This is a genomic window from Kitasatospora sp. NPDC001539 (assembly GCF_040298565.1).
Lineage (GTDB): Bacteria > Actinomycetota > Actinomycetes > Streptomycetales > Streptomycetaceae > Kitasatospora.
Genome location: NZ_JBEPAK010000240.1, coordinates 1 through 10,857, shown reverse-complemented (window position 1 = coordinate 10,857; position 10,857 = coordinate 1). Strand labels below are relative to the sequence as shown.

The window sequence follows — 10,857 nt, the reverse complement described above, 5'->3', positions numbered from 1 at the left end:
CACCCTGACGGACCCGAAGATCGTCTCGCCCGCCCTGCGGCTGATGTGGCCGCTGGTGCGCCGAAGGTTCCAACGCTCGACCTCCGGCCCGGCGTTCTGCGACCATGGGGGCATGCAGCCCCGCGGCCGGATAGTGGTCGGCGTGGACGGCTCCGCGCCCGCCCGCGCGGCTGTCGTCTGGGCGGCCCGCCTGGCCGGCCTCACCGGCGGCCCGCTGGAGGCGGTGGCCGTCTGGGAGTTCCCCTGCCTGCACGGCGAGCACGGCCTCGTCCCGCCCGCCCTGGACGGTTTCGGCCCGGAGCGGCGGGCCGCCGCCATCCTCGCCGAGTCGGCGGGCCTGGCCGAGACGGCCGCCGCCCGCGCGGTGCCGCTGCGCCGCCACCTCAAGGCCGGGGCGCCCGGCCCCGCCCTGGTCGCCGCCGCCGGCGGAGCCGCCCTGCTGGTCCTCGGCAACCGCGGCCGCTCCACCCCGCCGGACGCCCCGCTCGGCACCGTCGCCCAGTACTGCCTGCACCACGCGCCCTGCCCGGTGGTCATCGTCCAGGAGCCCGGGCCGGGCGGTGCCGGCGGCTCGTGACCAGGGCCTCAGCCCTTGAACAGGTTGTGTCCCACGTCGGACGGCACCTCGTCCTGGACCGGCTTGCTGCCCGGCCCGGGCACGTGCTCGCCGGGCACCGGCTCACCGCTCTCCCGGTGCAGCAGCACCACCCCGTCCTCGGCCCAGACCTGCCGGTAGCCGTGGGCCAGCAGCAGCTGGATCCGGTCGGCCTGCTCCCGGTCGGTCTTGAACGGGAAGGACCGCTTGTCCGAGCGGGTGAGCACGTACTCGCGTCCGCGCGGCGTCCCGTCCACCAGCACCACGTCGGCCCGCGCGGTCAGCCGCGGCGCGATCTGGTTGTCCGCCTCCACCGAGGCGCCGTCCGGGATCAGCGCGGCCGCCCGGACCAGCGCGGCCTCGCTCGCCCTCGGCTCCCAGGAGGACGGCACGGCCAGTTGCAGCAATCCGATCGGCACGGCGGCCACCAGTGCCACCCCCGCCGCGCCCAGACCCAGCAGCCGGGCGCGCCGGCGCGTCCGCTCGGGCCGCTCGGCGCCGCTCAGCCGGCCCAGCACCTCGATCGCGGCGGTCAGCAGGATCGGCCAGAGCATCGAGTCGTAGTGCCGGGCGATCGACCAGTGGTTGGGGTTGCTGGACAGGATCCGCTCGGCCAGCAGCGGCAGCGCGCACAGCGCGGTCGCCGAGCGCAGCGGCAGCAGGAACATCGTGCCGAACAGCCAGAGCAGCAGCAGCGGCTTGAGCGGCTGGTCGAAGGCCGTCCGGACCAGCAGGGACGGGTCGTGCAGCAGGTTGCGGACGGCCTCGCCGCCGTCGGCGCCGAGGGCCGTGTAGTTCCAGTAGTAGCCCGGCTCCCCGCCCATCGCCGGGATCAGCCACGTGATCGCCACCGCCGAGGCGACCGGCCCGCCCACCAGCAGCCCGATCCCGGTGAAGCGCCCGGCGCGGTCCCCGGTGCGGCGGTTGCGGAGCAGCAGCACCAGGCCGTACGCGCCGACCATGAGGCCGAGGTCCTCCTTGGTGCAGCACAGCAGGGCGGCGGCGAGCACCACCGTGCCGTACCGGCGGGCCAGGCCGCGCTCCAGCATCAGCAGGGTCAGCGGGACGGCGAACGCCACCTCGTGGAAGCCGACCCGGGCGGCGACCAGCAGCGGCCAGCCGAGCGCGTGGACCAACCCGGCCAGGTCGGCCGCCCGCCGGGCGGTGCGCGGCTCGGCGGAAGCGAAGCAGTAGGCGGCGATCCGCCGGATCAGCGGCACCCCGAGCGCGAACAGCAGCGCCTGCCCGATGATCAGCGAGCGGGGGTCGTCCCAGATCCAGTACAGCGGCGCGAGCAGCGCCAGTACCGGCGAGAAGTGGTCGCCCAGCAGCGAGAAGCCGGGCGGGAACTCGTGGTGGTAGCTCTTCAGCGTCGACACCGGCAGCCCGAAGTGGGCGTAGCCGCGCACGCCCTGGTCGAAGATGCCGAGGTCGAAGCCGCCGAGCGAGACGGAGGCCCAGCCCTGGAGGCCGACGGCGCACGTCACCGCGAAGCACAGCGCACCGAGCAGCGCGGTGCGGCGGGCCGGGGAGTCCAGGGCGGCCACCGCCCGGCGGGCGGCGGGCGCGGCGGCCCTGGACGGCGTCGGGGTTGCGGTCTGGGTGGTCACGTCGACTCTGATCCGTCAGGTCCGATTGGTCAGGGCGGGGTCACGCTCGAGCTCGGCGTCCCGGACGTCCCCCGTGTCCCGGACGGGCTCCAGCAGCGCCCGGGCGCCGGCCGAGGCGTCGACGGCCCCGCGCCGGGCGCGGTACAGCCGCCGGCCGACGACGGCCAGCACCGCGATGCCGAGCAGCGGGTAGATCGAGCCGGGCAGCTGCCAGTACCAGGCGACGCCGCGCCCCCAGCGGTGCGGCACCGCCCACATCACGTGGGAGAGGAACACCGCCAGCGTCACCGCCGACAGCACGGCCGGCAGCACCCGCCGCGCCCCGGTCCTGGCCTCCACCGCCAGCAGGGCGATCAGCGGGATGCACCACACCCAGTGGTGGGTCCAGCTGATCGGCGAGACCAGCAGCGCGGTGAGGGCCGCGCAGACGGCGCCCCAGGCGTCGGCCCGGCGCAGCACCCGGGCGGAGCGCCCGGCGAGCACCGTCACCCCGAGCCCGACCACCCCGACCAGCGCGGAGGCGACCAGTCCGACCGGCCCCGGGTCGTTGGCGTCGAGCAGCCGGCAGACGGCGCCGCGCAGCGACTGGTTGTCCACCAGCACGGTGACGCCGACCCGGCTCGGATCCCACAGGTAGGTGCTCCAGAAGCCGTACGAGGCGTCCGGCAGCGCGATCCAGCCGATCAGGCCCGCGCCGAGGAAGGTGGCGACCGAGACCAGGCCGGCCCGGATCCGGCCGGTCAGGAACAGGTAGACGGTGAACAGGCCCGGAGTGATCTTGACGGCGGTGGCCAGGCCGATGCCGACGCCCTTGAACCGGCTGCGGTCCGGGCGGGTCAGGTCCCACAGCACCAGGCAGAGGATGCCCAGGTTGACCTGGCCGTACTGGAACGTGGTGTACACCGGCTCCAGCCAGACGGCGAGGCCGGTCGCGAGGATCACGGCGGCCGGGCGGGTGCGCCGGGGCCAGCCGGCCAGCCGCAGCGAGAGGTGGACGGCGAGGGCCAGCAGCGCGTAGTTGAGGAGCATCACCAGGACGCGCAGCGTGCTCACGTCGAACCAGGAGCTCGGGACGAACAGCAGCGCGGCGAACGGCGGGTAGGTGGCCGGCAGGTCCCAGCCGGGCAGCCGCATCGCGTAGAGGTCCGTGCCGTCCACCACCGCCCGGCCCTCGGCCCGGTAGACCAGCATGTCGACCATGGTCGCCCCGTGGAGGTGCCGCACCAGGACGAACGCCGCCAGCGACAGCGCCGCCGCGCAGCTCGCCGCGAGGGTCAGGGAGCTCGGTCTTCCGGTCGCCGGGCGTCCGCCGGGTTCCTCCGGGTCCGCTTCTCGCGTCCACCGTTCCAGACCGAACTCGCGCACCGCGATGGCACCCCGTTGAGATAGACCAGATCGTTCCCTCGTCAGCGTCTGGGTCCACCCACCATAACCGACCCCCCTGAGGCCCAAACGGCGTCAGAATCCCGGCCGGGAGCGTGTTGTGATCTCCGCCACGGCGGCCGCCCCGAGGAGCCCGGTGGGCGCAAAACGCGAAATCCCGCCGGGAGTTGACTCCCGGCGGGATTTCCGGACCGATCCGAGTCGATCCGTTGGGTGGAGCTGAGGGGATTCGAACCCCTGACCCCCTCGATGCGAACGAGGTGCGCTACCGGACTGCGCCACAGCCCCAACGAGAAGAAACTCTAGCACCTTCCGGAGGGGGTCCGTGACCACCCCCCTGACCGGGGGGCGGTCACCGTCATTCGTTGGCCGCGCGGCGGCGGGCCTCCGGCTCCGGGGCCTCGGCGTACTGGTCGAACAGCGGGGTGTTGCGGGGCTCGGCCGGGCGCCCGGCGGTCCAGGTGCCGGGGGCCGACAGGTCGAGGCCGCGGGAGACCCGGGGGGCGACCGGAGCGGTGACGTAGGTCGGCAGCGGGACGGGCACCGGCTCCCAGGAGTCCGGGCCGGCCGCACCGCGCTCGCGCATGCCGTCGACCCACTCCTCGTGCTCGGTCGCCTCGGCCACCGCGGAGGCCGACACCGCGACGGTGGGCTCCTCCGGCTCGGCGGCCAGCCGCAGGTGCGGGCGGCGGCCGGGCGGCTGCTCGGCGGGCGCGGCCGGGGCCGGCTCCGCGTCGGCCGGCTCCTCGGCCGGGTGCCGCCCGGCCGCCGGGGCCTCGGCGCGCTGCTGCTCGCGCCGGCGCAGGTGCTCGGCCGCCTGGGCGGCCCGGGCGCGGTCCAGCTTCACCTCGTACCGCTGGCGCTCCAGCTTGCGCAGGTGGCCGATGTAGAGGGTGAGGAGCACCGCCGGCACCGCCGGGACCCAGAGGAAGGCGAGTCCGGCCACCGCCGCGACCACGGCGCCCAGCGCGAAGGCGAGGAAGAGGACGGTGACCATCCGGCGCCGGCGGGCCAGCAGCCGGGCCCGGCGCTCGGTCCCGACCGGCCGCGCGGGACCCGGCCGTTCGGCCGGACGTTCCGCGGGGCGCTCCGCGAGGGGTTCGGACTCCCGGGTGGCGGGGTCGCCGGGGGCGGCCTCGTCCCGTTCGGGAGGACCGTCGTCGCTGTGCTCGTCGTCGCGCGGTTCGTCGCCCAGGGCCCGGGCTGCCCGCCGCTCCAGCGCCGAACGCCCGGCCAGCAGGCGGATGGCGGTGCTGAAGCGTTCCGTCGGGCGCGCCTCGTTGAGTTCGTCCTGCCTGCGGAGCCACATCGGCACCAGATAGGCGGCCCAGGCCCCTACGATGACGGCGTAGATAAGGCCGCTACTGCTCACGATTCACACCGTACGGGCGACGGGGAAGGCGTGGCAGCAATTTGACGCGGCGTGTCGTGTGATCAAGCTGATTCTCCGACTATTTTGCCGGTATTTGTGGCGGTCCGCCGACGCGCCGATGCCATATCGATATTTCTTTCGAACATGCATTCAATTATCGGGGCCCTGGCCCGAGCTGAGCGCCCGCCACCGCTCCAGCATCCCTTCCGGGACCTCCTCGGCGGTCAGGGCGTAGACCAGGTGGTCCCGCCAGTCGCCGTCGATGTGGAGATAGCGCGGGCGGATTCCCTCCGAGCGGAAGCCGAGCTTTTCCACCACCCGCCGGCTCGGGCCGTTCTCCGGGCGGATGCAGACCTCGATCCGGTGCAGTCCGAGCGTGCGGAAGCAGTAGTTCACCGAAAGCGCCACGGCGGTCGGCATGATGCCCCGGCCGGCCACCGCCTCGTCGATCCAGTAGCCGATGTTGGCCGAGCACATCGAGCCCCAGGTGATCCCGCCGACGGTCAACTGGCCGACCAGCTGGTCCTTGTAGAGCACCACGAAGGGCAGCATCCGGCCGGCCGAGGCCTCGTGCCGCAGGAAGCGGACCATCTGCCGGTACGTCGGGCGGGGCCCCGCGACCCGGCCCGCCGGGCCGGGCGGCACGGTCGCCTCCCAGCGCCGCAGCCAGTCCCGGTTGCGGCGGCTCACCTCCTGCCACTCGCGCTGGTCACGGGCCCGGATCGGGCGCAGCGTGACCTCCCCCTCGTGGAGCTCTACCGGCCAGCCGGCGTTCAGTGCGCTCTCCCGGAAGCTGGTGCGTCGGGCCGGGGGTGGTCCCCGCCGCCGAGCTGGTCGACGGCGTGGGCGAGCAGCGGCTCCAGGACGGCCAGGCCGTCCCTGACGCCGCCGGTCGAGCCCGGCAGGTTGACGATCAGGGTACGTCCGGCGAGCCCCGCGAGCCCGCGGGAGAGCGCCGCGGTCGGCACCTTGTCCCGGCCGTGGGCGCGGACGGCCTCGGCGATGCCGGGGATCGGGCGGTCGATCACCCGGGCGGTCATCTCGGGCGTGAGGTCCATCGGCGAGATGCCGGTGCCGCCGGTGGTCAGCACCACGTCGTACCCGGCGTCGACGGCCTCGCGCAGGACGGCCTCCACCGGCTCCCCGTCGGGGACGACCCGGGGGCCGTCGACGGTGAAGCCCATCGCGGTCAGGCCCGCCACCAGCAGCGGGCCGCCCTTGTCCTCGTAGACCCCGGCCGAGGCCCGGTTGGAGACGGTGACGGCCAGTGCCCTGCCGACCGGCGTCATGCCCCGGCCTCCGGCGCGAACCAGTCGCCGCTCTTGCCGCCGGTCTTGCTGAGCACCCGGACGGACTCGATGGCGGCGCCCTTGTCCACCGCCTTGACCATGTCGATCACGGTCAGCGCGGCCACCGTCACCGAGGTCAGCGCCTCCATCTCCACGCCGGTGCGGTCGGCGGTCCTGACGGTCGCGGTGATCTCGACCGCGTCGTCCGCGACGGCGAGGTCGACCGTGACCCCGGAGACGGCGATCGGGTGGCAGAGCGGGATGAGGTCCGGGGTGCGCTTGGCACCCATGATCCCGGCGATCCTCGCCACGGCGAGGGCGTCGCCCTTGGGCACGCCCTCGCCGCGCAGCAGCTCGACCACCTTCGGGGAGACCGTGACCCGCCCGGCCGCGACGGCGGTGCGCGCGGTGGTGTCCTTCTCGGAGACGTCGACCATCCGGGCGGCGCCCTGCTCGTCGACGTGGGTGAGGCGGTCGCCGGGGCTCGGTGTCGTCGTCACGGGTCACTCCAGGGGCGCGCAGGTCGAATACCGCGCTACCGTACCCCTCCCTCCGCGGGGGGAGGGGGTCAGGAGTCCAGCAACACCACGTCGACCTCGCTGCCGGCCGGCAGTGCGGTGACGTCCTCGGGGACGGTGATCAGGCAGTTCGCCCTGGCGAGCGCGCCCACCAGGTGGGAGTCCGCGCCGCCGACCGGCTCGACCGTGCCCTCCGCCGCCGAGTACCGGCCGCGCAGGAACTGCCGCCGGCCGGCCGGGGAGCGCAGCGCGGACGGGCAGAGCGCGCGCACCACCGGACGGTGCACGTCGGCGGCGCCGAGCATGGTCCGGATGACCGGGCGGACGAACAGCTCGAAGGAGATGTAGGCGCTCACCGGGTTGCCGGGCAGCGCGAGCAGCGGCACCCCGGCCCCGCCGCCGATCCGGCCGAAGCCCTGCGGCTTGCCGGGCTGCATCCGCAGCTTCCGGAAGTCGACCCCGCCGTAGGACGCGAAGACCTCCTTGACCACGTCGTACGCGCCGACGCTGACCCCGCCGCTGGTGACGATCAGGTCGGCCCGGCCGAGCTGGTCCTCCAGGACGGCGCGCAACCGCTCGGCCTCGTCGGGGACGGCGCCGACCCGGTAGGCGATGGCGCCGGCCTCCTGGGCGGCCGCGGTGAGGGTGAAGCTGTTGGACTCGGCGATCTGCCCGGGCCCGACGGGCTCGCCGGGCTGGACCAGCTCGCTGCCGGTGGAGAGCACCACCACCCGGGGGCGCGGGCGGACCTTCACGGTGGGCCGGCCGATCGCCGCGAGCAGGCCGATCTGGGTCGGGCCGAGCCGGGTGCCGGCCTCCAGGACGGTGGCGCCGGCCGCGACGTCGCTGCCCCGCCGGCGGATGTGCGCGCCCTCGGCGACCGGGCGCAGCACCCGGACCTCCTCGTCGGCGACCGGGGCGGTCATCGCGGCGGCGGCCACCCCGGTGCCGGTGCCGCCGTCGGTCCACTCGACCGGGACGACGGCCTGGGCGCCGGGCGGCACGGGGGCGCCGGTCATGATCCGGGCGGCCTGACCGGGGCCGACCTTGGGCAGCTCGCCCGCGCCGGCGGCGATGTCGCCGACCACCGAGAGCACCGACGGGTAGGTGTCGGTGGCCCCCTCGGTGTCGGCGGTGCGGACCGCGTAGCCGTCCATCGAGCTGTTGTCGAAGGGCGGCAGGTCGCCGTCGGCGACCACGTCCTCCTCGAGCCGGCAGCCCTGGGCGTCGAGCAGCTGGAGCTCGATCGCGGGCAGCGGCCCGACGGCGGAGAGCACGTCGGCGAGGTGCTCGTCGACGGTCCAGAAGCGAGGAGCCGCCGGTGCCCGGTCCCCGGACCCGTCGCAGCAGGCTGCGGAGGTGGTGTTGTGCTCGGTGGACCCGGTCATCGGCGGCTCGCTCTCTGTCTGGGTGTCAGTCCTGCAGCTCGGAGCCGACGAACTCCCGCAGCCAGGAGCGGAACTCCGGGCCCAGGTCCTCGCGCTCGGCGGCCAGACGGACGATAGCGCGCAGGTAGTCGGCGCGGTCGCCGGTGTCGTAGCGGCGGCCCTTGAAGAGGACGCCGTGCACCTGGCCGCCGTCCGCGGGTTCACGGCTGGTCAGCTCGCGCAGCGCGTCGGTCAGCTGGATCTCGCCGCCGCGGCCGGGCGGGGTCTCGCGCAGCACGTCGAAGACCAGCGGGTCGAGGACGTAGCGGCCGATGACGGCGTAGTTCGAGGGGGCCTCGCCGGGCTCGGGCTTCTCGACCAGGTCGGTCACCTGGAAGACGTCCTCGCCGAAGCCGTTGGCCTTGACGGCGGCACAGCCGTACAGGTGGATCTGGGAGGGGTCGACCTCCATCAGGGCGACGACCGAGCCGCCGAGCTCCTGCTGCACCTCGATCATGCGGGCGAGCAGCGGGTCGCGGGGGTCGATCAGGTCGTCGCCGAGGAGGACGGCGAAGGGCTGGCCGGCGACGTGCTGCTCGGCGACCGAGACGGCGTGGCCGAGGCCCTTGGGGTCGCCCTGGCGGACGTAGTGCATGTTGGCGAGCTCGACGGACTCGCGCACCCGGCGCAGGCGGTCCTCGTCGCCCTTGCGGACGAGCAGCTCCTCCAGCTCGTAGGCGCGGTCGAAGTGGTCCTCCAGCGCGCGCTTGTTACGGCCGGTGACCATCAGTATGTCGGACAGGCCGGCCGCCGAGGCTTCCTCGACGACGTACTGGATCGCCGGCTTGTCGACGACGGGCAGCATCTCCTTCGGGGTGGCCTTGGTGGCCGGCAGGAAGCGGGTGCCCAGTCCGGCCGCGGGTACCACGGCCTTGGTTACCGGAATTCGGGAGGTGGTCGTCGTCATGCGTTTACCTTACTCAGGCACGTTTTCGCCCGGCCGAGCGCGGTCGGACGGCTAGGACAGCACGTCGCGGGGCACGGCCACGGTGGCAGGCGTATGGGAAGCGACCGGCTGGGCAAGCGGGTCCCCTCCGGTACAGGCGGACAGACTACCCGCCTTTTCCGAACGGTCACGTTCGGCAGTCGCCGCCCCTTCCGGAGGGGTGGCGGGCGGCCCGCCGGGCCCGGTGGAACGCCGCCCGGGGGGCGGTGCGGTGCGCCAGCAGTCGCCGCCGGCCGCCCGGGCCTCCGCGAGCGCCGCGTCGGCGGCCCGGAGCAGGACGGCGGCATGGGTGCCGTCCCCGGGCAGCACGGCGACGCCGGCCGCGGCGGTCAGCCCGTTGCCCCGGGCCGGCCGGGGCGCGCGGGTGCCGGAGGACCAGTCGAGCAGCAGGTGGCGCCGGACCGACCAGACCAGCCGCTCGGCGACCTGCGCGGCGCCGTCGGCGCCGGTATCCGGAAGGATCACCAGGAACTCGTGGCCGCTGTAGCGGCCGAGGGTGTCGGAGCGGCGGATCTCCATGGCGAGCCGCTGGGCGAGGTCGCGCAGTATCGCGTTGCCGCGGGCGCGGCCGTGCTCGGCGATGACGGCGTCGAAGCCGGCGATCTCCAGCAGCAGCACCGCGAGCGGGCGCGGCCCGTCGGCCTGGTCGGCGTGCTCGGCGCGGCGGGCCCGTTCGATCTCCCGGTCGAGGGTGAGCTGCAGGTGGCGGTAGTTCCACACGCCGGTGAGCGGGTCGCAGGAGGCGGTGCGCTCCAGCTCGGCGCAGCGCTCCTCCAGTTCGGCGATCCGCGCCCGCAGCCGCTGCCGCTCCTCGGCCGCCCCGGCCCGCTCCCGGCGGGCGCGCAGCCCGAGCACGGTGGCGGCGCCCGTGGCCGGGGCGCTCAGCACAGCCAGGGCCTGGAGCAGGAGCGGGGTGGACAATCGGGGCGCCCTTTCGCGTGTCAGGCTCTGCGCGTCGGCGGTCTGGAGACATGGAGGATCCGGTGCACAACGAGAAGAGCGACCTGAGGTCACGGCTGTTGACGCGACGCCGCGCACGGTCCGCCGAGGGGCGTGCGGAGGCCGCCCGCGCGCTGGCCGGGCACGCCGGGGAACTGGCCGGGCCTGGCGCGACCGTGGCCGCCTACGTGTCGGTGGGCGCGGAGCCGGGGACCAGGCCGCTGCTGGACGCGCTGCGGGCGGCGGGAGCCCGGGTGCTGCTGCCCGTCCTGCTGCCGGACAACGACCTCGACTGGGCCGAGTACGCGGGGCCGGAGGCGCTCGCCCCGGCCGGGCGCGGGCTGCTCGAGCCGGTCGGGCCGCGGTTGGGGCCGGAGGCGGTGACGGCGGCCTCGCTGGTGCTGCTGCCCGGTCTGGCGGTGGACCGTGCCGGGCTGCGGCTGGGCCGGGGCGGCGGCAGCTACGACCGGGTGCTGGCCCGGCTGGAGCGGGCCGGGGTGCGGCCGGTGCTGGCGGTGCTGCTGTACGAGGACGAGGTGCTGGACCGGGTGCCGGACGAGCCGCACGACCGGCCGGTGGACCTGGCGGTGACCCCGGCGGGGGTGCGCAGGCTCGGCTGAGCACGGGACTTCGGGCGGGAGCTGAGCACGGGACTCCGGGCGGGAACGGCGCAGCGACTGAGCACGGGGCCGGCCGGGAACGGCGGCTTCGGTGGGAACGGCCGCGGCCTCGGCCGGGAACGGCGGCGCGCCCGCGACCAGATCCGGGACGGCTCCCA

General features: G+C 75.0%; 11 protein-coding genes and 1 tRNA gene. 2 read left to right on the top strand and 10 right to left on the bottom strand.

Features of this window, described 5'->3' with window-relative positions; translation table 11 throughout:
* The coding region (locus ABT247_RS27410; protein ID WP_350747384.1) for a universal stress protein at nucleotides 1-577 on the top strand (577 nt) is incomplete at its 5' end.
* Between the two features lie 8 nt (nucleotides 578-585).
* On the opposite strand, the gene ABT247_RS27405 is transcribed toward ABT247_RS27410, so the two are convergent.
* The 10 genes from ABT247_RS27405 to ABT247_RS27360 form a co-directional block, all read right to left on the bottom strand.
* Complete coding sequence (locus tag ABT247_RS27405) at nucleotides 586-2,205, bottom strand: DUF2079 domain-containing protein (RefSeq protein WP_350747381.1); 1,620 nt, start codon at nucleotides 2,203-2,205, stop codon at nucleotides 586-588.
* Between the two features lie 15 nt (nucleotides 2,206-2,220).
* The gene (locus ABT247_RS27400) at nucleotides 2,221-3,570 is read right to left on the bottom strand and encodes a glycosyltransferase 87 family protein (RefSeq protein ID WP_350747378.1); all 1,350 of its coding nucleotides are present in this window, start codon (nucleotides 3,568-3,570) and stop codon (nucleotides 2,221-2,223) included.
* A 232-nt stretch (nucleotides 3,571-3,802) separates the two neighbouring features.
* Nucleotides 3,803-3,876, bottom strand: a tRNA-Ala gene (locus tag ABT247_RS27395).
* 70 nt (nucleotides 3,877-3,946) lie between these two features.
* The gene (gene sepX / locus ABT247_RS27390) at nucleotides 3,947-4,960 is read right to left on the bottom strand and encodes a divisome protein SepX/GlpR (protein ID WP_350747375.1); all 1,014 of its coding nucleotides are present in this window, start codon (nucleotides 4,958-4,960) and stop codon (nucleotides 3,947-3,949) included.
* A gap of 150 nt (nucleotides 4,961-5,110) precedes the next feature.
* A complete protein-coding gene (locus tag ABT247_RS27385; RefSeq protein ID WP_350747387.1) occupies nucleotides 5,111-5,737 on the bottom strand; it encodes a GNAT family N-acetyltransferase in 627 nt (208 codons plus the stop codon).
* Complete coding sequence (locus tag ABT247_RS27380; RefSeq protein WP_350747373.1) at nucleotides 5,734-6,249, bottom strand: MogA/MoaB family molybdenum cofactor biosynthesis protein; 516 nt, start codon at nucleotides 6,247-6,249, stop codon at nucleotides 5,734-5,736. The genes ABT247_RS27385 and ABT247_RS27380 overlap by 4 nt, the downstream gene beginning before the upstream one ends.
* Nucleotides 6,246-6,686 carry a cyclic pyranopterin monophosphate synthase MoaC gene (moaC, locus tag ABT247_RS27375; protein ID WP_502892511.1) on the bottom strand — a complete coding sequence of 147 codons (441 nt, stop codon included), beginning with the start codon at nucleotides 6,684-6,686 and terminating at the stop codon, nucleotides 6,246-6,248. Before moaC ends, ABT247_RS27380 begins: the two co-directional genes overlap by 4 nt.
* 131 nt (nucleotides 6,687-6,817) lie before the next feature.
* The gene (glp, locus tag ABT247_RS27370; protein WP_350747367.1) at nucleotides 6,818-8,155 is read right to left on the bottom strand and encodes a molybdotransferase-like divisome protein Glp; all 1,338 of its coding nucleotides are present in this window, start codon (nucleotides 8,153-8,155) and stop codon (nucleotides 6,818-6,820) included.
* A gap of 25 nt (nucleotides 8,156-8,180) precedes the next feature.
* Nucleotides 8,181-9,101, bottom strand: coding sequence for a UTP--glucose-1-phosphate uridylyltransferase GalU (galU, locus tag ABT247_RS27365; protein ID WP_350747364.1), 921 nt, complete (start codon nucleotides 9,099-9,101; stop codon nucleotides 8,181-8,183).
* 51 nt (nucleotides 9,102-9,152) lie between these two features.
* The gene (locus ABT247_RS27360) at nucleotides 9,153-10,061 is read right to left on the bottom strand and encodes a GGDEF domain-containing protein (protein ID WP_350747360.1); all 909 of its coding nucleotides are present in this window, start codon (nucleotides 10,059-10,061) and stop codon (nucleotides 9,153-9,155) included.
* A gap of 50 nt (nucleotides 10,062-10,111) precedes the next feature.
* On the opposite strand from ABT247_RS27360, the gene ABT247_RS27355 reads away from it, so the two are divergent.
* Nucleotides 10,112-10,699, top strand: coding sequence for a 5-formyltetrahydrofolate cyclo-ligase (locus ABT247_RS27355; RefSeq protein ID WP_502892510.1), 588 nt, complete (start codon nucleotides 10,112-10,114; stop codon nucleotides 10,697-10,699).
* Nucleotides 10,700-10,857 lie beyond the last annotated feature (158 nt).

What these genes read in the sequence shown, in the direction of transcription:
- ABT247_RS27380 (WP_350747373.1), bottom strand. Translation starts at nt 6,249, where the DNA reads ATGACGCCGGTCGGCAGGGCACTGGCCGTCACCGTCTCCAACCGGGCC.
- moaC (WP_502892511.1), bottom strand. Translation starts at nt 6,686, where the DNA reads ATGGTCGACGTCTCCGAGAAGGACACCACCGCGCGCACCGCCGTCGCG.
- glp (WP_350747367.1), bottom strand. Translation starts at nt 8,155, where the DNA reads ATGACCGGGTCCACCGAGCACAACACCACCTCCGCAGCCTGCTGCGAC.
- galU (WP_350747364.1), bottom strand. Translation starts at nt 9,101, where the DNA reads ATGACGACGACCACCTCCCGAATTCCGGTAACCAAGGCCGTGGTACCC.
- ABT247_RS27355 (WP_502892510.1), top strand. Translation starts at nt 10,112, where the DNA reads ATGGAGGATCCGGTGCACAACGAGAAGAGCGACCTGAGGTCACGGCTG.